This is a genomic window from Cyanobium usitatum str. Tous, assembly GCF_003011885.1.
GTDB classification, from domain to species: Bacteria; Cyanobacteriota; Cyanobacteriia; order PCC-6307; family Cyanobiaceae; genus Cyanobium_A; species Cyanobium_A usitatum.
On sequence record NZ_PXXO01000004.1, the window covers coordinates 91,671 to 113,112 of the forward strand.

Below are 21,442 nucleotides of genomic sequence, written 5' to 3' on the forward strand. Positions count from 1 at the left end.
CTGAATAAAAACTACTCAGGGCAGCGGCTCAAGAGAAGGGAGAGGATCTGTAGGAACCGAAACCGACGGATTTGCCATGCCATCGGCGTCGCATAGTTCCTCTTCCAAAACCTCCTCACTGAGCTCTTCGTAGAGCAAATCAAGCCCGATCAGCACCCGCTCCCGATCGGAGAGATCGCCGATGATGCGGCGCACAGGTGGCGGCAGGATCTTGGCCAAGGTGGGGGTTGCGAGAATCTTGTCCTCCTCAGCCAGCTGAGGATTTTTCAAGACATCAATCACCTTGAGGGCATATACGCCCCGGAATTCCGTTTCCAGAATATTCCGCAGTGTTTTCAAGGCACGCATCGAGTTGGGCGTATTGCCCGCCACGTAGAGCTTGAGGATGTAGGTCTTGCGTGGAGTCATGGTTAAGAAACCTCCTGGTTCAAGCCGTCCTGGGCTGGCCGGACGCCTTGACGGGCAAACCAGTCAAAGGCGCATCGGGTGGAATGGAGCGGCGGTACATCTCGCAGAGATGGGCCATCACATCGAGCAGGGCCAGCCGATAATCCTGGAGGAAATCGTTCTTGTGCCCTTCCAGCTTGAGCTGCTTGGAGAAGCCATCAATGAGATTCATGTGAATCTCAACAGTTTTAGTAATGGGTAAATCACTGAAAAAAGCCGTATTGACGAAACTTTCCAAGGCCTGGTTTGCCGCCGCCGGATCCCGGAAATAACTGAGTAGCAGGTCTCGATAGGTGCGCTCTAGGGAATGGATCAGATCTTCGCGCTCCCGCTCGCTCAGGTTACGTAGAAAGCGGGCTGGATCACGCTTGTAAAAAACCCCCACAAAGCCGACGCGGCCCTTCAACCGGTTGGCCAGCTTCCAGCGATCGGGGGGTTCGGTGCTCTGGCCAGCAGGGGAGCTCTCGGAGCCGGCCAGGCCTTCACGCAAATAGCGGGAGACAGCCGCATCCAGGCTGTAGCTGAGCTGCTCAAGCTGATCGGGGGGCAGGTGCACCTCCGCTTCATGGAGTTCAATCTTCCCTCCCACGCCCCCGATCACCACCGCCGGCATCAGCAGTCCCAGATCCCCAAAGGCGCGGCAGTCCTCTGGACTGAGCCCCCCCTGCTCCAGCAGCACGGCGTCGAATTCCTCCCGTCGCTGCTCTATCTCCACTAGGGGGTTGGTGGAGGGATCCACCCAGACCATGCGGCAACGCCCCCCGACCAGCCAGCGGGAGCAGGCTTGCTGCAGGCTGGGATCTCGGATCAGAGCAGCGATGGTGAGGGCCGATTCGGGCATGGACCGCTTTGGCAGCGGGGCAACCCGCGGGAAAGGCCCCTGAATGTTGACGAAAGGAAGGGCCAGACGAGAGAATTATCGTTTGTTTTTCGATTGTGCGCCAGGCCGAATGACGCTAAGCCATTTTTAGCTCAGGTTTGTTGAAGACCTTGGCTTCAAAAGTGCTGCGTCAGCCTGGCCACGCTCCTGCCGCCATGAGCCCTTCCACCGAATCCGCAGCCAAGAGCAGCGCCGAACCGGCCGCTCCCCAAGACGCCCCCACCAGTGGCGCCTACGCCATCGTTGAGGCATCGGGCCAACAATTCTGGCTGCAGCCGAACCGCTACTACGACCTCGACCGCCTTGGCATCGATGTCGACGGCACCTTGACCATCGACAACGTGTTGCTGGTCAACGACGGCAAGACCACCACTCTCGGCCAGCCTTACGTCAAAGGAGCCAGCGTTGAGCTCAAGGTGATGGCCCATCGCCGCGGCCCCAAGATCATCATTTACAAAATGCGCCCTAAGAAAAAGACCAGGCGCAAGAACGGTCACCGTCAGGAGTTGACCCGAGTGATGGTCGAATCGATTTCCGTAGGTGGCAAGGCTCTGGCCTGAGCTTTTTTTACGGCTCCCTCTCCAATTTCCACTTCCACTCGCTGATACCCCCGATCCATGGCCCACAAGAAAGGCACAGGCTCCACCCGCAACGGCCGCGACTCCAACTCCAAGCGCCTCGGCGTCAAGCGCTACGGCGGTGAAACCGTTTGCGCCGGCTCCATCCTGATTCGCCAACGCGGCACCTCCGTGCTGCCCGGGGTCAATGTTGGCCGCGGCTCCGACGACACCCTGTTCGCCCTGGTGGATGGCGTAGTTAACTTCGAGAGCATCAAGCGCGGCCTACGCAACCGCAAGCGGATCAACGTTGCCATCGCCTGATTCGGCCCCAGGCCCTTAAAGCGATTCCTTACTGCCGGCGGAGATCCGCCGGCTTTTTTATGCCCCGGGCTACCTGCCCTTCAGGCCAATCGGTAGGCCCGGGTCGTGATCAGGTAGGGGTGAAACACCTCGAGAAAGCGGCTCTGCAGCGTGCGGAAAAAAGCCTCCACCAGCTCTGGGGCATCGAAGTGAAAGGGGTACTCGCCCTGAAATCCCTTGAAGAAATACCAGTTGAGTAGGGCGATGCCGGCTGGGGCGAGGCGCTCGGCAAACAGGGCCAGCTGGGCGGCAGGATCGCTCAGATGCTCCAGCACATCCAGGCAAACAATCGTGTCGAAGCGCCCGGGCAGGGCTGGATCAGCCATATCCCGGTAGCAGCTCAACTTGGCGCCCAAGCCCAGCTCGGCAGCGCGAGCCTGCACAAAGGCGCGATTGTGGGGATTGAGATCCACAAACCACACCCGCTCCACCTCGGGAAGAGCCGCCGCGGCCAGAGCATGGCTGCCGATGCCGCCGCCGAAGTCGAGCACCTGACCGCGGGCAAAGCGCTGCTGCAGCCGCAGGGTGTCAGCGATGTAATCGGCGCTGCCTAGGTGCCAGGCCGCCAACTCCAGCAGATGGCCGGTGCCAACAGTGTCTTCATAAAAGCGACCCGCCTGGTCTGGATCAAAGGCACCGGGGTGCAGGGCGGCCAGGTCGTCGGTGCTGCTGGGCAGGCGGCGCTCCAGCTCCTCGGGAGAAATTTCGAGGAAGCTGGCCAACTGGGAGCGCAGGGCGAAGCCATCAGCCAAGAACCGCTCCACCCCCAACTCCAGCTCCCCTGCCTCGCCCATGCCTTGCCGTGCCCTTTAGATGAGCGTCAACCTAGGAGCCAGCCCCGATACGGGCCTCTTCCACTAGTTCAGCCCCTTCTCCCGGCACCTTTAACCAGCGCCGCAGCCAGGCCACCAGGACATAGAAGGGCAGGGTGTCAGCCAGGGCTGCCACAAGTTTGAACAGGTAGCCACTGGCGATGAAGGAGGCCAGCTGGGGAACCACCGGCTCGCCGGGGCGCAACGGCAGCACATGGCTGGCGTAGTGACTGATCAGCACCACGGCGCTGGTATCCACCAGCTGGCTGACCAGGGTGGAGCCGTTGTTGCGCAGCCATAGGGCCTTGCCCCCACTGAAGCGCTTCCAGAAATGGAAAAGGCGCACGTCGGTGAACTGGGCCGCCAGGTAAGCCACCATCGAGGCGCCAACCGCGCCGAAGGCGAGCCGGCGCACCTCAAAAAAGGTGGCATCGGGCGCGCCTGCCAGCCCCGGCAGGATGCCGCCAAGCCAAAGGATCAGCACAATCCAGCCGTTTAGCAGCAGACCCACCCACACCAGCTGGGAGGCCTTCTGCTCGCCCCAAAGCTCACTGATCAGGTCGGTGCAGAGAAAGGTGATCGGATAGGGCAGGGCCCCCACCGCCACCACGATCGGCCAGGAGCCAATCGTGCCCAACTGCAGAAAGCGGGTGAGGCCAAGAATGTTGAGCATGCCCATGGTGCCCAGGAAGATCCCAGCCAGCACCAGAAACGCCAGGTCGCGGCGCTGCTGCAGGGTCATTGGAGCTGAACATGGGACGCTGCAAGGGTGACGCTCCGATCCATGGCTGACCAGCCCTGCGGCTTTCTGGTGCTCGATAAGGCGGCGGGACTCACCTCCCACGCCTGTGTCGCCCGGGTGCGGCGCGCCTACAAGCTCAAACGCGTGGGCCATGGCGGCACCCTGGATCCAGCCGTCACCGGGGTGCTGCCAATCGCCCTGGGCCCCGCCACCCGGCTACTGCCCTACCTGGAGGGCGACAAGACCTATCGGGGCGTGGTGCAACTGGGAGTGAGCACCGTCAGCGACGATCTGGAGGGAGAGGTGCTGGCCCGCTATGCGGTGCCCGCTTTAGAGGCAGCGGATCTGGAGGCAGCCTTGGCGAGCTTTCGGGGCAGGATCGACCAGGTGCCGCCCCAGGTGTCTGCCGTGCACGTGGAGGGGCAGCGGGCCTACGCCCGGGTGCGTCTGGGAGAGCAGCTAAACCTGGCCGCCCGACCGGTGACGATCCAGCGGCTGGAGCTGCTGGGCTGGGATGCCGCAACCGCCAGCCTGGAGCTGCTGGTGCGCTGCTCGGCCGGCACCTACATCCGCTCCCTAGCCCGCGACCTAGGCGAGACGCTGGGCTGCGGTGGTGCCCTGGCGCGGCTGCGCCGCACCGAGGCTCTTGGCTTTGGCCTCGAACAGGCCGTGCCATTGGAAGCCCTCGATCAGGCGCCATTGCCCGCCCTGCTGAATCCGCTGGCAGCCCTGGGGCACCTACCCCAACGGCAGCTGCTCGATGCAGAACTTGATGGCTGGCGCTGCGGCCGCGCCCTTGACCATGGGCTTTCGCTGGAGGCGGGAGAGCCGGTGGCGGTGCTGGGGCCGGATGGCAACCTGGCCGGCATGGCTCGCACCGGTGAAGGCGGCCTCTTGCAGCCCAAGCTGGTGTTCAACGCACTCGGCTAGCCCCTCGCTCCTCTCCCCCCGCACCCCGATGGCCGGCCACAGCAAGTGGGCCCAGATAAAACGCAGCAAGGCCGTGGTGGATTCCAAACGCGGCGCCGTGTTCACCCGGCTTGGCAGGGAGATCATGGTGGCGGCCCGAAGCGGGGCCGACCCCGCCGGCAACTTCCAGCTGCGCACCGCCATCGAGAAGGCCAAAGCCGCAGGCGTTCCCAACGCCAACATCGAGCGAGCCATCGCCAAGGGTTCAGGGCAAGGCGGTGGCGCTGGCGAAACCTTCGAGGCGGTGCGCTACGAGGGCTACGGCCCCGGCGGCGTGGCGGTGCTGGTGGAGGCCTTCACCGACAACCGCAACCGCACTGCCGCCGAGGTGCGCCTGGCCTTCGGCAAGCATGGCGGCAACCTGGGCGAGACCGGCTGTGTGGGCTACCTGTTTGAGCAGCGCTCGGTGGTGCAGCTCGCCGCCGGGGATGGCCAAGCCATCGATGAAGAAACTCTGCTGGAGGGGTTGCTGGCCCTGGAGGAGCAGGGCGGACCCGCCGCCCTCGGCTACACCCCCCTCGAGGAAGGGGGCCTGGAGGTGTTCGGCACCTTCGGCGACCTAGAGGCCCTGCAGGACGGCCTGCGGCACCAAGAATGGACAGTTGTGGGCTGGGAACACCGCTGGATTCCCCAGACCGCCTGCCCCCTAAGCGACGCCGAAACTCTGCGCGCCTGCCTGCGCATGCTTGATGCCCTCGAGGACCTGGAAGATGGGCGCAGCGTTACCAGCAACCTGGAGGCCGACGAGGGGCTGCTGGCGGCGGTGATGGGCTGAGAGCAGCTGCGCTAGGCAGTGGCGCTGGGGAGTGGCTAACCCACTTAAGGATCTTCTCGAATCGTTTGGGCATCAACCCGCCGCAGAAAATCGATCAGACCCTGGATGTAAACCTCTTGGTCATCAACCATTGCCATATGGCTTCCATTTGGGCAGTGGAGATGGGAACCCAGCGGTAGAGCCTTGGCCATAGCCGCCATCTGCTGGGGATCCATGGTGTCGTGGGCGGCACCAATGGTGAGAGTGGGAACCTGAATCCGTGATAGGTCAGCCCTGCGATCCCACTGGGCCAACTTGCCACGCGCGCCCAGCTCACTGGGGCCCTGCATGGGGATGTAAACCTTCGGATTGAGGTGCTCAAATGCACGCAGAACCGAATCGGGCCATTGCGAATAGGGCCGGCGCAACACATGGTGCTCGTAGTGGTGCGGAATCAACAACTCCATGTAGCGTGGGTTGTCGTAATCTTCGGCAGCTTCGATGGCCTGGAGCTCAGCCAGAACGCCCGCCGGCAGTTGACGTAGAAAATTCTCTTCAGCATAACGATTATACTCGGGCACACTCCAAACCATGTTGGAGATTACCAATCCCTTCAGATATTGCTGGTGGCGCAGCGCATACTCAATCGCCAGAATCCCGCCCCAGGAGTGACCGAGCAAGAAAAAATTGCTGCCATCGAGAGCCAGGGCTTGGCGCACCTGCTCCACCTCATCGACAAATCGCTCGATCTCCCAGAGATCAGCGTGATCAGGCTGGCTGCTGTGATGCGAACCCAACTGATCGTAGAAATAGAGCTCGACTCCCGCCTGGGGCAGAAAACTATCAAACACCTCGAAATACTCGTGGGTGCAGCCAGGCCCGCCATGGAGCAGCAACAACTTGATGCTCGGACTCGCACCACTGCGACGTGTCCAAACCTCAAACGTGCCGTGAGCAGTCCGAACCGGAATCTTTCGAACACCGGAAGCGGGCGGAGCTGGATGGGTTGTCATAGACAACGTCGATGAAAAATCCTCACCCAATCGTGACTGGCTCATCGTTCAGCCGCCACACGACTTTGTGTGATTCGGCGGCAGACAGCGGCGAGGTTCCCCACTAATAATTATTACGCGACCCCTAGCCCCCCGCTTAATGCCCCCTGTCCGCCCCGCAGCGCTAGCCCTGGGAATCCTGGCCCTACTGGCCCCCCTGAGCAGCCCGTCCCTGGCCCAGGCCGCACCCACCGCCTCAGCCAAAACCAGCGTGGACACTCCGGCTTTGGGCCCCCTGCAGCTGGAGAACGGTTACCCCACGGCCGCCACCGCCCGCAAGCTGTACGACACCCTCGACCTGCAGCGCGCCACCCAGGGCTACCTGTGGGCCCTGCCGGCGGTGGGCTTCAAGGCCCTCTACGACGCCCAGGCCAAGACCATGGGCGTGCGCAACGGCGACGTGCTGCTTTATCGCACGCTGCAGGACAAGGCGGGGATGCTCACGCCCAACATCACCACCCTCTATGCCTTCAGCTTCTGGGATCTGGCCAGGCAGGGTCCGCTGGTGGTGGAGGTGCCGGCGGGTCTCACCGCCGGCGGCGTGCTCGACATCTGGCAGCAGCCGATCACCGACATGGGTCAGACGGGCCCCGACAAGGGTGCCGGCGGCAAGTATCTGATCCTTCCCCCCGGCGCGGCGGAGGTGGAGGCCCCCGGCTACCGCATCTTCCGGGCCTCCAGCAACCAGGTCTGGTTCGGCACCCGCGGTCTGGCGCCCGACAAGGCTGTGGCCGAGGCCACCGTGCGCCAGCACCGCCTCTACGGCTGGAACCAGCGATCCAATCCGCCGGTGTCCCGCTACGAGGAGGTGGGCGGTCGTCCCTGGCAGTCGGCCCAGCCAGCCGATCTCTCCTACTGGCGGCTGCTGAGTGATCTCTACGCCAACGAGCCGGTAGCACCGCGCGACCGGATGATGTTCGGCATGCTGACGCCCCTGGGGATCAGCCCTGGCCAGCCCTTCAAGCCCGATGCCCGGCAGGCGCGGATCCTCGGCGAGGCGGCCCAGTTGGGCGACCTGATGGCCCGCACCATCGCCTACGACAAGCGCACCCCCGGCGCCACGGTGTACCCGGGCAAGCACTGGGAGTACGCCGTCCTGTTCGATCTCGATCAGGAATCGCCCGACAAACGGCGCGTGCAGTTCGACGAGCGCAGCTCCTGGTTCTACGAGGCGATCGGCATGTCGGTGGGCATGCAGGGCCGGGTGCTCGGCTTCGGGCAGGTGTACCTGGAGACCTCCAAGGATTCCCGGGGCCAGTGGCTCGACGGTGGCCGCACCTACCGCATGCGCGTGCCGGCCAACGCGCCCGTGAAGCAGTTCTGGTCGATCACCCTCTACGACAACCTCAGCCGCGGCCCGCTGATCACCCCCCAGGGCGCCGCCGACCTCAGCTCCCGCAAGAGCGATCTGGTGAGCAACGCCGACGGCTCGGTGGATGTGGATTTCGGGCCCATCCGGCCTGCTGGTGCCAAGAACTGGATCCAGACCACCCCAGGTAAGGGCTGGTTCGCCTACTTCCGCCTCTACGGCCCCACCGAGCCCTATTTCGCCAAAACCTGGCAACTTAACGACATCACGACGATCCAGCCATGAAGACCAGCAACCAGCGTCCGCCCAGAAGCCTGGGGCTGATCCTCGCCCTGATGGCAGTGACCAGCGCCGCGCCGGGACCAGCCCTAGCCGCCTCTGTGGCGCCAGCCCCCACCCCCGCCGAAGCAAAGGCCATCGCCGCGGAGGCCTGGCTCTACGCCTATGCCCCCCTGCAGGGCTACCAGACCCTCTGGAACCAGACCCAGAACAAGACCTTCCCTGGCTACGTGGGCGGCTTCAACCGCTTCCGCCACTACAGCCGCTCCGCCACCCCGGCCGACACGGACATCGTCACCCCCAACAACGACACGCCCTATTCCTGGGCCTGGCTGGATCTAAGGGCTGAACCGATTGTGCTGAAGCTGCCGGCGGTGCCGGCACCCCGCTATTACGTCAACCAGTGGTTCGACCTTTACACCCATAACTTCGCGTACACCGGTGTGCGGGCCACGGGGCGCGGCGCCGGCACTTATTTGTTCGCCGGCCCCCGCTGGCAAGGCAGCGTGCCCAAGGGGATCACCAAGGTGTTCCGCGCCGAAACCGATTTCGTCGGCACCCTCACCCGCACCCAGCTCAACGGGCCCGGGGACATCCCAGCGCTTCAGGCGCTGCAGGCGAAATACCAGTTGATCCCCCTTTCGAGCTTCGAAGGGACCAAGCCGCCCAAGCCCGCTCCGCCGGTGAACTGGCCCGCCTGGGATCCGGCAAAGGCCGAGGGAATCGGCTTCATCGGCTATCTCAACGCCCTGCTGCCGTTCATGCCCACCGTGCCGTCGGAGCAGGGGATGATGAATCGCTTCGCCCGCATCGGCATCGGCCCAGGGCGGCCCTTTGACCCCAAACAACTGACTCCCGCCACCCGCAGCGCCATCGAGGCCGGGGTGGCCGCCGCCGCCGCCAACCTGCGCACCAAGGCCCTGGCCCAAAGCAGTTCCAAGGGCTTCTTCGGCACCCGCGAGGAACTCGGGAGCGATTACCTCACCTACCGGGCCATGGGGGCGATGCTGGGTATCTACGGCAACAGCAGTTCCGAGGCCTTCTACGCCACCCAGCAGAAAGGCCCCGACGGCAAGGTGCTCGATGGCCGCCGCCAGTGGGTGCTGCGCTTCCCCGCCGGCCAGCTACCGCCGGTGAGTGAGTTCTGGTCGATCACGATGTATTCACTCCCCCAGAGATTGCTGGTGGCCAATCCGATCAACCGCTATTCGATCGGGGATCGCACTGAGGGCCTGAAGCTGGGGGCAGATGGCTCCCTGGAGATCTATCTCCAGCATGAAAACCCAGGCCCAGCCAAGGTCTCCAACTGGCTGCCGGCTCCTGCTGGGCCCTTCTTCTTCGTGGGCCGTCTCTATGGGCCAGGACCGTCGGCCCTTTCAGGGCAATGGCAGCTACCTGCCCTGCAGGAACGTCCCTAGGGCCGCCCGATCCGCCACCACCTCCAGCCGGGGGTGGTGCTGCAGCCAGCTGGCTGGCACCTCAGGGCAGGGGGGCTCCTGCAAAGCCCGTTTCAAAATGGCAGCTTTACTGGCCCCGGTGACCACCAGCAGGATCCGCTCTGCCGCCAGGATCTCCGCCAGTCCCAGCGTGATCGCCTGGGCCGGCACCGCCTCGGGATCGCCGCCAAAGGCACCAGCGTTCTGGGTACGGGTGGCGGCGCTGAGGGTCAGGCAGCGGCAGGGGGCTTGAGCTCCGCAGGGTGGCTCGTTGAAGCCCACATGGCCGTTTAAGCCCAGGCCGAGCAGCTGCAGCCCCACGCCACCGGCAACCGCGAGGGCGGCCCCGTAGCGCCTGGCCTCAGCCTGGGGATCGCTTGCCAGGCCATCGGGCAGCAGCACCTGCTCAGGCTGCAAACCCAGGGGGCGCTGCAGTCGGGCAGCCATGAAGGCCGTAAAGGAACGGGTATCGGTGGCCACCAAGCCCACATATTCATCCAGGTTGAAGCTCAGCCAGCCCTGGCAGATCGCCTGCTGTTGCGCCCCACTGAGCTGCTCAAGCTGCTGGGCTAAGGCCGCGTAGACAGGCTCCATGGTGCGTCCAGTGGCCAGTCCCAGGGGAAGCCGGGGCCGCTGCAGGCGCTCTTCCAGCAGGCGGGAAGCCACCGCAGCAGCCACGGCCGGCCCATCAACGAAGCAGCGCAACTCCAACTTCAGGGGCTGACGTAGGGGCGCAACTCCGTTCCGCGGTAGTAGTGATGCAGGATCTGCTCGTAGCTCTGGCCCCGGTTGGCCATGCCGTGGGCGCCCCACTGGCTCATACCCACACCATGGCCGAAGCCCCGGCCGATCGCCAGCAGCGAAGGCGGCGGCAGTTGCACGGGCACCTGATCCGGGGTGATGGCAGGCTCGGATAGCCCACTCTGGTCGGCAGCCCGCGGCATCAGCGGCGGCAAGACCGGCAGGGCCGCCAGCTGTGGGGCCAGCACCTCAAAGCGCACCATGGTGCTCTTGAGCCCCAGTCGGCTGCGCAGCTGGGCGCCGGTGAGCACCAGGGTGCCGGCAGGGCCAGTCACCCGCGCCTGGCGCACCCGACCAGAGCCGGTGGTGGCGAGCACATCGATGCGCTGGGCACCGCCGATCTCGCCAAACGCCTTCTGCAGCTGCTCGGGCTCCAGGCGCAACTGCCAGGCGTGCACCGGGCTGTGCTGATCAAAATCGGGCACGCTCACCAAGTACGGAAGCTGCTGGCTCCAGAGATCACCGCTGTTTTCGGTGCTGCCACCGGCGCTGCTGTGAAAAACAGCGTTGGCCAAGCTGGGACCAAACATCAACACCTGGCCGCGGGTGCTACTAACCGCCTGACGGGTTGAGGGGGTTTCCGCCTCAACACCCTTATAAACCTGGCTCGAAACCGTGGCGCTCACGTCAAAGGCGGCAGCTGGCTTGCGCTGACGCAGGGCATAGGTGCGGGCGGCCACCGCCTGAGCGCGCAGGGCTGCCTGGGGCCAGCTCGCCGGCATCTCGCTGGCCACCACGCTGGGCAGGTAGGCCTCAAGGGCCACATGGTTCACGGCCTGTAGGGATGAGCTACCCACAAGCACCTGCAGTCGGCCGCGATAGCCCCGCTGCTGTAGCTGAAAATCGGCGCCTTCCTGGGGGCTGAACTGCAAATTCAGCGGGGCTCCAGCGGACTGGGCTGCCGGCTCCAGCCAGAGCTCTCTAACTGCAGGCAGTCGCTCCACGCCGGCGGGGCGTTCCAGCACAAGGCTGCCGGCAGCCAGCTGCAACACCACCGGCTCCAGCGGCGCCAGCGACCAGCGCTGGCTACCGGCCCGCAACACCAAGGGCTGCTGAGGGGCCGCCAGCGTGAGCTTGGCCGTTTCGAGCAACAGCACCCGCACCTGCGGGTTGGCCTGCTGGGCCCGCAGCTTTCCCGGAGCAGCACCGGTCAGCACCAGGGCGCTTGCCAGCAAAGACACCAGGGAAAAGCGCGCTACAGGCACGGGTGCTGCTTCTCCCGACTCAGGTGGCCCATTGTGCCCGGCGTGGCAACATGCGCCAGAGGCAGCACGACCGTGCAGGTCACCTTTTTAGGCACCAGCTCCGGTGTGCCCACCCGGGGCCGCAATGTCTCGGCGGTGGCGCTGCGTCTGCCCCAGCGCAGCGAGCTGTGGTTGTTCGACTGCGGCGAGGGCACCCAGCACCAGTTTCTGCGCAGCGACCTGCGGGTGAGCCAGCTGCGGCGGATTTTCGTCACCCACATGCACGGCGACCATGTATTTGGCCTGCCCGGCCTGCTGGCCAGCCTCGGCCTGGCGGGCACCTGCACAGGCATCGACCTCTACGGCCCCGATCCCCTGCGCGACTACCTCGAAGGGGTGCTGCGCACCTCCTCCACCCGGATCAGCTACCCCCTTCGCACCCACCGGGTGCGATCCGCTGCCGAGAGCGGTGCCCTGCTCCTCGATGACGACGACCTCACGGTGCGCTGCACTCCGCTGACCCACCGGGTGCCTGCCTACGCCTACCGGGTCGATCAGAAGCCGCGGGCTGGCCGCTTCGACGTGGAGCGAGCCAAGGCCCTCGGCATCCCGCCAGGGCCGATCTACGCCGAGCTCAAGGCTGGGCGCGACATCAGCCTTGAAGACGGCCGGATCATCAATGGCTCCAGCCTTTGCGGCCCCGATCGCCCAGGGGCCAGCGTTGTTTATTGCACCGACACCGTGTTCTGCGAAGCGGCGGTGGAGCTGGCCCGCGGCGCTGACCTACTGATCCACGAATCCACCTTTTCCCACGCCGAAGCGGAGCTTGCCTACCAGCGCCAGCACTCCACCAGCACGATGGCAGCCCAAACCGCCCTGGAGGCCGGCGTCAAGCAACTGGTGCTCACCCACCTGAGCCCTCGCTACATGCCAGGCAATCCTATGACCCCCGACGACCTGGTAGCGGAAGCCCAATCCATCTTCCCCAACACCCTGGTGGCCAAGGATTTCCTCAGCATCGACATCACCCCATCCGAACCAGCCACGGCCTAGCCCTGCAACAGTTCGCGTTAATCGGCTGCGGAGGGCCCTTTCCCCGTGATACAAGGTCTCCGATGCGGTCTTTACCGCCTACCCGCCGGCTTTTTCCAATGGCCTCCTCCTTCCCCTCGGCTGCCCTCCGCAAGGCGGTTCGCGTTCTTGCTCGAACCATGCTGGCCCTGCTGCTGTTCATGGGCTTCGGCAGCCCGGCTCTGGCAGCCGCCTGGACCACAGAGCAGCTCACCGTGCCCGCCACGCCAGACGGCACCCTGGTGACCTTCAGCGAGCAGGAGATCAAGGCCGGTCGCAAGGTGTTTAACAGCAGCTGCGGCGAGTGCCACGCCGGTGGCATCACCAAAACCAATCAGAACGTGGGCCTCGACCCTGAAACTCTGGCCCTGGCGACGCCGTCGCGGGACAGCGTTGAGGCCCTGGTGGACTACATGAAGGACCCCACCTCCTACGACGGGGAATACAGCATTGCTGACGTGCACCCCAGCATGCGCAGCAGCGACATCTTCGTGAAAATGCGCGACCTCGACGACGACGACCTGCGCCTGATGGCTGGCTACATCCTGGTGGCCCCCAAGGTTCAGGGCATCCAGTGGGGCGGCGGCAAGATCTACTTCTAATTCTCAGATCAACTTCTAGCCTCAATCCCCCTGTTCAGCCGGTGCAATAGCACCGGCTTTTTTATTGGCCGTAAAAGGCGGTGGCTTGCAGTTGGCCAGGTCTAGGGAGGTGGGCTGCTTGCTGTACCACCACTCCTGCAACTGGGATTCAAGCCGCATCGGGAACAGGGTGATCACCGTGCGGGTGGGGCGGGCGCCGGGCTGCAGCAGTTCAACGGCATAGGACGGGCAGCGGCGGGAGGCCAGATCCGGCACAAAGCGCCGGCCGATGCGCCGCCAGCTTGGCTCCTTGCTATGCCAGGCCAACCGACAGCAGGGCCAGGGCAACTCCTCGCGATCAAACAGGCGGCAGCAGGGGCCCAGCACCCGATAGCTGTAGTGGCCGCCGGGGCTGGTGTGCTCGCTCCCTGGCTCCAGCAGGGCTGCGACGTTGCCCCGGGAGGGGGGTGCCTGGGCTGACACAGAACTGCGGCTCGGGGATGACAGCAAAAAGCCACCCCTAAGGGTGGCAGAGAAGTTCAGATTGCTCAAGCGCAGGTCCGGGATTTGCCGAGCCTGCGCAGGCTGATCTGGGGCTCAATAGAGCTCTTCTTCGGCGTGGGTCTTGATGGTGCAGTCGCTGGTGGGGTAGGCCACGCAGGTGAGCACAAAACCAGCTTCGATCTGGTCGTCGTCGAGGAAGCTCTGGTCGCTTTGATCGACGGTGCCGGAGGTCAGCTTGCCTGCACAGGTGGAGCAAGCGCCAGCGCGGCAGGAGTAGGGCAGATCAACGCCCTGCTCTTCAGCAGCGTCGAGGATGTACTGGTCATCAGGAACCTCGATGGTCTTGTTGAGGCCTTCGCTCTCGCTGATGAGGGTGACCTTGTAGGAAGCCATGAAAAAGATTGGGGCTCACAGGCACCCGGAAGCCGGGCCTGTAGGACTCGCCCTTCATACATCCGCCGGACGCCCTAACTGTCGATTTGGCGGCCAGAACGCTGGAAGGCCAATCAAATTGAAGGCACAGATCAGCGTGCCTTATGCGACACGCCGGATCGTCATCAGGCCCCACTGGCTTTGTTCCGCCGTGAGTTCGGCCTGCCAGCCCTCGTCCCGCAGGGCCAGCTGCAACGCCGGAGCCTGGTCAACGAGCAGGCCACTGAGCAGACCCACGCCGTTGGCAGCCAGCACGGTGTTGAAGGCTGGACAAAGGGCCTGAATCACCGGAGCGAGGATGTTGCACAGCAAAAGATCGGCCGGCTGGCCCTCGAGCAGCTCAGCCAGGGCTTCTACCGAGCCCAGTTGCACCCGCACTTGAGGCGTGAGCCCGTTGAGGGCGGCATTGTCGGTGGTGGCTCGCACCGCCAGCGAATCGGTATCGACAGCCGCCACCGAGGCCGCGCCCAGCCGCAGGGCAGCCAGGCCCAGCACGCCGCTACCGCAGCCGAGGTCGGCCACCCGCAGGCCAGCCAGCCCCTCTTGCGTCATGGCGGCCAGCAGCTCCAAGGCCTCCAGGCACAGCCTGGTGGTGGGATGGCTGCCGGTGCCGAAGGCACTGCCCGGATCCATGGCAATTAGCCGCCTCTCGGCATGCTCGGGCGGACAGGGCAGCCACGCAGGCAGGATCAGCAGCCCCTTGCCCACAGGATCGGCCTGCCAGTGCTGCTTCCAGCTGAGGCTCCAGTCTTCATCGGCCTGCTGACTCCACCGCAGCGGGGGCAGGGCCAAGCCGAAGGGCTCGGCCAGGGGCGCCAGAGCCAGAGCCAGCTGTTGCCGCTCCAGCTCAGGCCAATCGATTGCAGGCAACCAGGCAATCAGCTGCCGCTGGCTGGGGGTTTCGGGGCGGTGCTGAACCGCAACCCGAGCTATGCCCAGGTCAGCGAGCTTCCAGAGCAGGGATTCCTCCAGCTCCGGCAGGGAGGCCAGCTCCAGTCGCCACCAGCCCGGGGCAGCAGCCATCAAAGGGTTACCGGGTGGGCTTCCTGAATGCCATTGATGGCGTGCACCGAGACCAGCAGGCTGGGGGGGATGGGGTCATCGAGGCTGAGCACCATCACGGCGTCACCACGCACGATGCGGCGGCCCACCTGCATAGAGGCGATGTTGACGTTGTGCTCGCCCAACAGGGAGCCCAACTGGCCGATGATCCCCGGCATGTCCCGGTGGCGAGTGAACAGCATGTGGCGGCTTGGAGCCACGTTCACCGGGAATTCATCGATGGTGGTGATGCGCAGCTCGCCTTCGGCGAACACAGCTCCAGTAACGCTGTGGCTGGCCTGGGAATTGCGGCAGCTGAGCTGCAGCGAACCACCGGCGAAATCGCGACTGGCGTCATCCTTGACTTCGAGCACGTGGATGCCACGCTCCTTGGCCTCCAGGCTGGCGTTCACGTAGTTGATGCTGTCGCCCAGGGCGGTGGAAAGCAGACCCTTGAGGGCCGCCACCACTAGGGGCTGGGCCGGGTGGGCGGCGAAGTCGCCCTGGAGTCTCACCTCGAGCTCACTGATCGGGCCACCAGCCAGCTGGCTCAGCAGCTGACCCAGGGTTTCGGCCAATTGCAGGTGGGGCTTGAGCTGCTCCATCACCTCGGCATTGAGGCCTGGGATATTCACAGCGCTGCGAGCAGGCAGGCCAAGCAGTACGTCGCGGATCTGCTCGGCCACATCGATCGCGACGTTTTCCTGGGCCTCTTCGGTGGAGGCACCCAAATGGGGCGTGAGGATTAGGCGCTCCTTCACCTGCCGCAAGGGCGAACCTGCCTCTAGGGGCTCTTTGGCGTACACATCAAGGGCAGCGCCGCCGATGGTGCCGTTCTCAACCGCCTCCGCGAGGGCCGCTTCGTCAATGATGCCGCCGCGGGCGCAGTTAACGATCCGCGCCGTCGATTTCATTGTCTTGAGCAGCTCCGCGTTCACCAGGTTCTCGGTGTCTGGGGTGCGGGGCAGGTGCAGGCTGACGAAGTCAGCTTCGGCAAACAGGGCGGGCAGGGGCAGCAGTCGGACCTGCATTTGCTGGGCCCGCTCGGCAGATACGTAGGGGTCGTAGGCCATCACGTCCATGCCCATCGCCTTGGCCACCCGGGCCACGTGGGAGCCGATCTTGCCGAGACCCACCACGCCCAGCTTTTTCTTGTAGAGCTCGTTGCCCACGTATTTTTTGCGATCCCAGCCGCCGGCCATGGTGCTGGCATGGGCATGGGGCACGTGGCGCGACAGGGCCAGCATCAGGGCTAAGGCCTGCTCAGCGGCGGCGATGGTGTTGCCCTCCGGCGAGTTCACCACAAGCACACCGCGCTTGGTGGCCGCCGGCACATCGACGTTGTCGACGCCGACGCCGGCTCGGCCAATGATCCGCAGCTTGTCGGCCGCTTCGATAATTTCGGCAGTCACCGTGGTGCCTGAGCGAATCATCAGGGCGTCGTAGTCGCCGATGATCGCCTTGAGCTCCTCGGGGGGCAGGCCAGTGCGCACATCAACCTGAGCCACCTGGGACAGGATGTCGATCCCCGCCTGGTCGATGGGATCCGAAACGAGAACCTTTGTCATGCCCGGCGGTGCGAAGCGGAGAGCCGGCCGTGCAGTGTAGTGAGCGGCGAGAATCGCCCCAACAACACTGAGCAGGGCGCAGCGTGGGCACAAGTGTGGTGGTAGTTCTGAACGACCGCAAAAGGTTGCATCAGCTCCGGGATCGACTGGCCGAGCTGCAGCCTCCGCTGCTGCAGTTGGAGGCCATCGGCGAGGGAGAGCAGGCCATGGCCGAGGTGGCCCGGCTAAACCCTGCGGTGGCACGGCGGGCCCGCCAGCAGGGCATGGCGCGCTGGCTAATTCCCTTTGGCTTTTTGGCTGGCCTCACCTTCACCTACATCACCGACCTCGACACCTTCGCCTTTGCGGGTGCCTGGAGCCAGCACCTGATCGGCGCCCTGCTCGGCATGGGTTCGGGCTGGATGGGCAGCTTTGCAGCCGCCGCGAGCGTGCGCTCCGAAGAGGACGACCGCATCCGCAGCCTGCGCAACCGGGTGGAAGAAGGCAACTGGCTGCTGCTGGCCGAAACAGCTAACGGCGTCGATATGCCCTGGATTTCCCTGCAGCAGGCCAAACCCCTGGCGGTGGTGCGACTGGGCGATGGCTAGGGACCTTGAAGCCGTGATCGCTGCCGCTGACCAGGCCCTGCGCACCTGGGAGCCGGTGTGGACCCCCTTTCTTGATGGGGCGTTGCTTGAGCAGGCCCAAGAGCACCTGGCAGGGCTGGCCGAGCTGGAGCTGGCCAGCCGGGGGGGCTACCCAGGAGCTGAACGCCAGCGTCTGCTTTTGCAGCGCTACGACGCAGCCATTGATGCCGATGAAGTTGCCGCCGGCCTGATGGGCCTGGAGCTGGGCGGCAATTTCCTATTCGACCCGGCTGAGCGACAAGACTTCCGCTCTGGCCTGCTAGCCCTCGGCGCTGCGGAGGGAGAGCTGGGCGATCTCTGGCTGCGAGGCGACCGGGGTGCCCAGGCAATTCTTACGGCTGCTCAAGCTGCTGCCCTTGATGGCCGCACCGCTGTGGTGCGCACGGTGGAGGTGGCCCTGGAAGCCCGCCCCCTGCATGAGTTGCAACTTCCGGCGCCGCGCCTGCCCCGCCGCTTTCAAACCGTGGAAGCCTCCCTGCGCCTCGATGCGGTGGCCTCTGCCGGATTCGGGTTATCTCGCAACCGCATGGCCGAGCTGATCCGCCAAGGCAGGGTGAGACTCAACTGGCAGCCAGTCAGCAGTCCCAGCAGGGCGCTGACGGAGGGAGACCGGGTGCAGCTTGAGGGCCGGGGCGAACTGCAGCTTGAGACGGTCACAGCAACCAAGCGGGAGCGCTGGCGAATCGAGCTGGTGCGCTGCTGAGGGATTACCTGAATCAGGCCTACCTGTAACCTGACAAAGCTTCTGGGGCGATTAGCTCAGAGGTAGAGCACTACCTTGACACGGTAGGAGTCACTGGTTCGAATCCAGTATCGCCCATTTTAAAGTTCAGTATTAGCCCTAAGTTTCGAGATGCTGGATGCAACAAGGGAACTGACCGTTGTTGTTGGTCTTGCGCGCTCAGGGATTGGTGCTGCTCGGCTGCTTAACCATCTCGGCCATGCGGTGCTGGTGATTGAGAGCCAATCCAGCCCAGCACTTGAAACCAAAGCGGGCGAGTTGCGCCAGGCAGGCATTGATGTGCAGCTTGGCGTGCCCCTCCACGGCGACGCCTTTGCCGCCCTTGGCCCTACTACCGCAACCGTGGTGGTAAGTCCAGGAATCCGCTGGGACCATCCCACCCTGGTGGAGCTGCGCAAGTCAGGAGTAAGCACCAAAGGCGAAATGGAGCTGGCTTTCCAAGCCAGTGGCGACGTGCCCTGGATCGGCATCACCGGCACAAATGGCAAAACCACCGTTACCCACCTGGTAAGTCACCTGCTTCAGCACGCTGGGCTCGATGCCCCCATGGGTGGCAACGTAGGCTTCTCCGGGGCAGAGCTGGTGCTCGAGCGACTGGAGCGCGGCGATCCCCAACCCAACTGGCTGGTGATGGAGCTCAGCAGCTATCAGATCGAATCGGCCCCGCAAGTTGCACCACGGGTCGGAATTTGGACCACCTTGACCCCAGACCATCTCGAGCGCCACGGCACTATCGAGGCCTACAGGGCCATCAAGCACAGCCTGTTGGAGCGTTCCACGGCGCCCATACTCAATGCCGATGACGCCGACCTTCGCGCCCATGCCACGGGCTTGCAGCGGGCAATCTGGGTCACCGCCGGCAGCCGGGAGGACCTCCCACCCACGATCCAGCCCAGTCTCTGGATCGAAGATGGCCAGGTATGGCAAGCCCCCCAGCCCGGCGAGACCGGCCCCGGCAAACTTTTAATGGCTGCGGATTGCCTAGCCATGCCCGGCGCCCACAACCGCCAAAACATGCTGCTGGCCGCTGCGGCCGGGCTCGAAGCCGGCTTGAGCGGCGCCCAGATGGAGCAAGCCTTCCGCTCCTTTACCGGCGTGCCCCACCGGCTCGAGCGCATCCGCGAGCAGCAAGGCATCAGCTTCTACAACGACAGCAAGGCCACCAACTACGACGCCGCCGAGGTGGCGCTACATGCCCTGGATGGTCCGCTAGTAGTGCTGGCCGGTGGTGAATCAAAGCAGGGAAATCCCAATAGCTGGCTGGCAGCCTTGCAACAGAAAGCCGCAGCGGTGGTGCTCTACGGAGCTGCCCAGGCAGAGTTTGATCAACTACTTAGCCAGGCAGGCTTCAGCGGAGTTGTGCACTGCTGCGTCAGCCTGACTGAAGCCGTACCCCTGGCCGACCAATTAGCCCGCAGCCATCGCTGCCTAGCTGTGCTGCTTTCCCCTGCCTGCGCCAGCTTTGACCAATACAACGATTTTGAGGCCCGGGGTGATCATTTCCGCCAGCTGGTGATGTCGCTGTAAGGGCGTTCAGCTATCTAGCTCCTAACATTCGCGCACCAGGCGAACGCAACTGGCCATGGCCTATTGGTTGATGAAAAGCGAGCCCGATGTCTACGGGATTGATCATTTGCAGCGGGAGGGCAGCACCCTATGGGACGGCATTCGCAACTACCAGGCCCGCAACTTTATGCGGAGCATGCAAATTGGCGATCGGGCTTTTTTCTACCACTCCAATACCAAACCACCGGGCATCGTGGGCTTGATGGAGGTGGTTGAAACCCAGATTGTCGACCCCAGCCAATTTGATCCCAACTCCAAATATTTCGATCCCGCCGCAAGCCTGCAAAAGCCCCGCTGGGACTGTTGCAGGCTGCGCTACTTACGCCACTTCCAGCAGCTGCTCAGCCTGGATGCCTTACGGGAAAACTTCAGCCCAGAGCAGCTGGGGGTGGTGAAGCGGGGCAACCGTCTTTCGATCCTGCCGGTTGAGCCCAGCAGTGCCAAGCGACTGCTGGAGCTGCTTGAGTCGCCATGAGTCAGCTGGCCCGGATCAGCCCCAAGCCCCCCCTAGCCATCCGCAGCGCCGTCGAGCGGGGCTGGGCTGCCTTCAGCCACTGCCCCTGGGTGCTGATGGGGTTCACCCTGCTGAGCGGCGGCGCCAATTTGGCTGCCCAGCTTCTTTATCGCTACGAGAGCAGCCTGGTGCTGTCGCTGCTGGGCAAGCCCGACCCCGTCGCCATAACCCTGGCGACGGCTGCCTGGATCATCTATGCCCTTACCGGGCTTTGGCTGGTGGTGGGGTTGATGCGGGGGGCCCAACTAGCTCTCAATCAGGGGCGACCCAGGCTGGGAGCACTGATCCGGGTCGATGGCAGAGCGATGTTGCGCTGCTTTGGAACCGTGGTGCTGATCCTGGTGGTGCTGGCACTGATAGTGCGCCTGGCCCAGGCGAGCTCCTGGCTGCTCACGATGATTCAACCTCTGTTAGCCCCCCTGCCGCTGGTGGCGGGTTTGGCAGCCGTTATTTATTTGAGCGCCGATCAAATTCTGAGCCTGCCGCTGGCCCTAATCGGAGGGCTTACCCCCCTGGCAGCCTTTCGCAGCGGTCGGGCCGCCACCGATCCCCACTGGCTCCAAGCCCTCGGCCTAACCCTGGTGCTGCTGGCCATGGTGCTGGCCGGCTTCCTGGTGCTGCTCATCGGGCTGGTGGTGGCGTTGCCAGTGGCGGCCTGCACCCTCACGGCCGCCTACCAGCAACTCTTCGGCCAGGAGGACCGGGGCCAGCTCACTGCTGCCTGAAGCTCGCCTGGGCGGGAAAGAGATTTGCCAGGTAGCAGCGGGTGACTTCCCGGTCGCCAAGGCCGTTCTGCACCAGGAAACCAGCCAGGGCAGCTTGAAACAACCGGTATTGATCCCAATTGGGGTGCTGCTCGATAAAGCCACGCATCGAGGCGAGTAAGGCCTCAGGCACCTCTGCACGAAAGCTCACCGTTAAGCCTTCCCCCTCCACGGGAGCTTGAGCTCGGACGGGAGTCTGCAGATCCATGGGAGACAACGGCCTTGTGTGGCACCAGTTCTCCACATCAGGCCGGGCCCGTCAAATGGCCTGGCGAAGCTGCCCTGGCCAGCCTCCCAGGCTAAGAACCGAGCTCTGCCAGAGCATTTGCCATGGCCCCCTCGCCTTTGGGCCAAGCGGTGAGGCTGGGGCCAGCGCTGTCAAGGGGAAAGGCTCTGGCAGCGAGCTTCTCCCCAGGCCCTAGTGGGCAAGCCCCATCTGAACAACTGA

The 21,442-nt window shown here is 64.4% G+C and carries 25 protein-coding genes and 1 tRNA gene; 14 read left to right on the forward strand and 12 right to left on the reverse strand.

From position 1 onward, the window contains the following. Window positions 1-15: 15 nt before the first annotated feature. Both kaiB and C7K55_RS04815 read right to left on the reverse strand, forming a co-directional pair. Window positions 16-408: a circadian clock protein KaiB gene (kaiB, locus tag C7K55_RS04810; RefSeq protein WP_241518179.1), complete on the reverse strand. Its 393-nt coding sequence runs from the start codon at window positions 406-408 to the stop codon at window positions 16-18. Window positions 409-427: 19 nt separating this feature from the next. Beyond that, complete coding sequence (locus C7K55_RS04815; RefSeq protein WP_106502289.1) at window positions 428-1,288, reverse strand: circadian clock protein KaiA; 861 nt, start codon at window positions 1,286-1,288, stop codon at window positions 428-430. A gap of 194 nt (window positions 1,289-1,482) precedes the next feature. Here C7K55_RS04815 and rplU point away from each other — a divergent pair, with 194 nt between their 5' ends. Next, window positions 1,483-1,887, forward strand: a complete 405-nt coding sequence (gene rplU, locus C7K55_RS04820) for a 50S ribosomal protein L21 (RefSeq protein WP_106502290.1) — start codon at window positions 1,483-1,485, stop codon at window positions 1,885-1,887. Between the two features lie 57 nt (window positions 1,888-1,944). Next, a complete protein-coding gene (gene rpmA / locus C7K55_RS04825; RefSeq protein ID WP_106502291.1) occupies window positions 1,945-2,208 on the forward strand; it encodes a 50S ribosomal protein L27 in 264 nt (87 codons plus the stop codon). Window positions 2,209-2,288: 80 nt separating this feature from the next. Here rpmA and C7K55_RS04830 read toward each other — a convergent pair whose 3' ends face one another. Together C7K55_RS04830 and C7K55_RS04835 are read right to left on the reverse strand one after the other, a co-directional pair. Continuing rightward, complete coding sequence (locus tag C7K55_RS04830; protein ID WP_106502292.1) at window positions 2,289-3,041, reverse strand: class I SAM-dependent methyltransferase; 753 nt, start codon at window positions 3,039-3,041, stop codon at window positions 2,289-2,291. 31 nt (window positions 3,042-3,072) lie between these two features. Then, window positions 3,073-3,801, reverse strand: coding sequence for a queuosine precursor transporter (locus tag C7K55_RS04835; RefSeq protein WP_106502293.1), 729 nt, complete (start codon window positions 3,799-3,801; stop codon window positions 3,073-3,075). Between the two features lie 42 nt (window positions 3,802-3,843). Here C7K55_RS04835 and truB point away from each other — a divergent pair, with 42 nt between their 5' ends. Together truB and C7K55_RS04845 are read left to right on the forward strand one after the other, a co-directional pair. After that, window positions 3,844-4,731 (forward strand): tRNA pseudouridine(55) synthase TruB, encoded by an 888-nt coding sequence (truB, locus tag C7K55_RS04840; protein WP_106502294.1) that lies wholly within the window; start codon window positions 3,844-3,846, stop codon window positions 4,729-4,731. A gap of 28 nt (window positions 4,732-4,759) precedes the next feature. Further along, window positions 4,760-5,545 (forward strand): YebC/PmpR family DNA-binding transcriptional regulator, encoded by a 786-nt coding sequence (locus C7K55_RS04845; protein ID WP_106502295.1) that lies wholly within the window; start codon window positions 4,760-4,762, stop codon window positions 5,543-5,545. A gap of 44 nt (window positions 5,546-5,589) precedes the next feature. Here the strand turns inward: C7K55_RS04845 and C7K55_RS04850 are convergent, their stop codons facing one another. Continuing rightward, the gene (locus C7K55_RS04850) at window positions 5,590-6,582 is read right to left on the reverse strand and encodes a proline iminopeptidase-family hydrolase (RefSeq protein ID WP_106502296.1); all 993 of its coding nucleotides are present in this window, start codon (window positions 6,580-6,582) and stop codon (window positions 5,590-5,592) included. A 94-nt stretch (window positions 6,583-6,676) separates the two neighbouring features. Here C7K55_RS04850 and C7K55_RS04855 point away from each other — a divergent pair, with 94 nt between their 5' ends. Together C7K55_RS04855 and C7K55_RS04860 are read left to right on the forward strand one after the other, a co-directional pair. Continuing rightward, window positions 6,677-8,170, forward strand: a complete 1,494-nt coding sequence (locus C7K55_RS04855) for a DUF1254 domain-containing protein (RefSeq protein WP_106502297.1) — start codon at window positions 6,677-6,679, stop codon at window positions 8,168-8,170. Beyond that, window positions 8,167-9,582, forward strand: a complete 1,416-nt coding sequence (locus C7K55_RS04860; RefSeq protein ID WP_206603478.1) for a DUF1254 domain-containing protein — start codon at window positions 8,167-8,169, stop codon at window positions 9,580-9,582. Before C7K55_RS04855 ends, C7K55_RS04860 begins: the two co-directional genes overlap by 4 nt. Here C7K55_RS04860 and C7K55_RS04865 read toward each other — a convergent pair. Together C7K55_RS04865 and C7K55_RS04870 are read right to left on the reverse strand one after the other, a co-directional pair. Further along, entirely contained in the window at window positions 9,556-10,311 is a 756-nt protein-coding gene (locus C7K55_RS04865) for a glucosamine-6-phosphate deaminase (protein ID WP_261351235.1), read from the reverse strand. The genes C7K55_RS04860 and C7K55_RS04865 overlap by 27 nt on opposite strands. 2 nt (window positions 10,312-10,313) lie before the next feature. Next, the gene (locus tag C7K55_RS04870; protein WP_241518181.1) at window positions 10,314-11,606 is read right to left on the reverse strand and encodes a SpoIID/LytB domain-containing protein; all 1,293 of its coding nucleotides are present in this window, start codon (window positions 11,604-11,606) and stop codon (window positions 10,314-10,316) included. 72 nt (window positions 11,607-11,678) lie between these two features. Between C7K55_RS04870 and rnz the strand changes: the two genes are divergently transcribed. Both rnz and psbV read left to right on the forward strand, forming a co-directional pair. Then, window positions 11,679-12,638 carry a ribonuclease Z gene (gene rnz, locus C7K55_RS04875; RefSeq protein WP_106502298.1) on the forward strand — a complete coding sequence of 320 codons (960 nt, stop codon included), beginning with the start codon at window positions 11,679-11,681 and terminating at the stop codon, window positions 12,636-12,638. Window positions 12,639-12,736: 98 nt separating this feature from the next. Next, window positions 12,737-13,258 (forward strand): photosystem II cytochrome c-550, encoded by a 522-nt coding sequence (gene psbV / locus C7K55_RS04880; RefSeq protein WP_106502299.1) that lies wholly within the window; start codon window positions 12,737-12,739, stop codon window positions 13,256-13,258. Between the two features lie 21 nt (window positions 13,259-13,279). Here psbV and C7K55_RS04885 read toward each other — a convergent pair whose 3' ends face one another. The 4 genes from C7K55_RS04885 to serA form a co-directional block, all read right to left on the reverse strand. After that, the gene (locus C7K55_RS04885; protein WP_420912801.1) at window positions 13,280-13,747 is read right to left on the reverse strand and encodes a hypothetical protein; all 468 of its coding nucleotides are present in this window, start codon (window positions 13,745-13,747) and stop codon (window positions 13,280-13,282) included. 87 nt (window positions 13,748-13,834) lie between these two features. Then, on the reverse strand, window positions 13,835-14,134 hold the full coding sequence (locus C7K55_RS04890; RefSeq protein WP_106502300.1) for a ferredoxin: 300 nt from the start codon (window positions 14,132-14,134) through the stop codon (window positions 13,835-13,837). A gap of 141 nt (window positions 14,135-14,275) precedes the next feature. Then, the gene (gene prmA / locus C7K55_RS04895) at window positions 14,276-15,196 is read right to left on the reverse strand and encodes a 50S ribosomal protein L11 methyltransferase (protein WP_106502301.1); all 921 of its coding nucleotides are present in this window, start codon (window positions 15,194-15,196) and stop codon (window positions 14,276-14,278) included. Next, entirely contained in the window at window positions 15,196-16,782 is a 1,587-nt protein-coding gene (gene serA, locus C7K55_RS04900) for a phosphoglycerate dehydrogenase (protein ID WP_106502302.1), read from the reverse strand. Before serA ends, prmA begins: the two co-directional genes overlap by 1 nt. Before the next feature lie 83 nt (window positions 16,783-16,865). Between serA and C7K55_RS04905 the strand changes: the two genes are divergently transcribed. From C7K55_RS04905 to C7K55_RS04930, 6 genes are all read left to right on the forward strand, one after another. Continuing rightward, window positions 16,866-17,369 (forward strand): hypothetical protein, encoded by a 504-nt coding sequence (locus C7K55_RS04905; protein WP_106502303.1) that lies wholly within the window; start codon window positions 16,866-16,868, stop codon window positions 17,367-17,369. Next, window positions 17,362-18,111, forward strand: a complete 750-nt coding sequence (locus tag C7K55_RS04910; protein ID WP_106502304.1) for a photosystem II electron transport protein, Sll1252 family — start codon at window positions 17,362-17,364, stop codon at window positions 18,109-18,111. Before C7K55_RS04905 ends, C7K55_RS04910 begins: the two co-directional genes overlap by 8 nt. Window positions 18,112-18,156: 45 nt before the next feature. Then, window positions 18,157-18,228 (forward strand) — tRNA-Val (locus C7K55_RS04915). A gap of 33 nt (window positions 18,229-18,261) precedes the next feature. Continuing rightward, window positions 18,262-19,677 carry a UDP-N-acetylmuramoyl-L-alanine--D-glutamate ligase gene (gene murD / locus C7K55_RS04920; RefSeq protein WP_106502305.1) on the forward strand — a complete coding sequence of 472 codons (1,416 nt, stop codon included), beginning with the start codon at window positions 18,262-18,264 and terminating at the stop codon, window positions 19,675-19,677. A gap of 55 nt (window positions 19,678-19,732) precedes the next feature. Beyond that, window positions 19,733-20,191, forward strand: a complete 459-nt coding sequence (locus C7K55_RS04925; protein WP_106502306.1) for an EVE domain-containing protein — start codon at window positions 19,733-19,735, stop codon at window positions 20,189-20,191. Further along, window positions 20,188-20,955 carry a hypothetical protein gene (locus C7K55_RS04930; RefSeq protein WP_106502307.1) on the forward strand — a complete coding sequence of 256 codons (768 nt, stop codon included), beginning with the start codon at window positions 20,188-20,190 and terminating at the stop codon, window positions 20,953-20,955. Before C7K55_RS04925 ends, C7K55_RS04930 begins: the two co-directional genes overlap by 4 nt. Here the strand turns inward: C7K55_RS04930 and C7K55_RS04935 are convergent. After that, complete coding sequence (locus tag C7K55_RS04935) at window positions 20,942-21,145, reverse strand: DUF2811 domain-containing protein (RefSeq protein WP_479415236.1); 204 nt, start codon at window positions 21,143-21,145, stop codon at window positions 20,942-20,944. The two genes, C7K55_RS04930 and C7K55_RS04935, sit on opposite strands and share 14 nt — an antisense overlap. Window positions 21,146-21,442 lie beyond the last annotated feature (297 nt).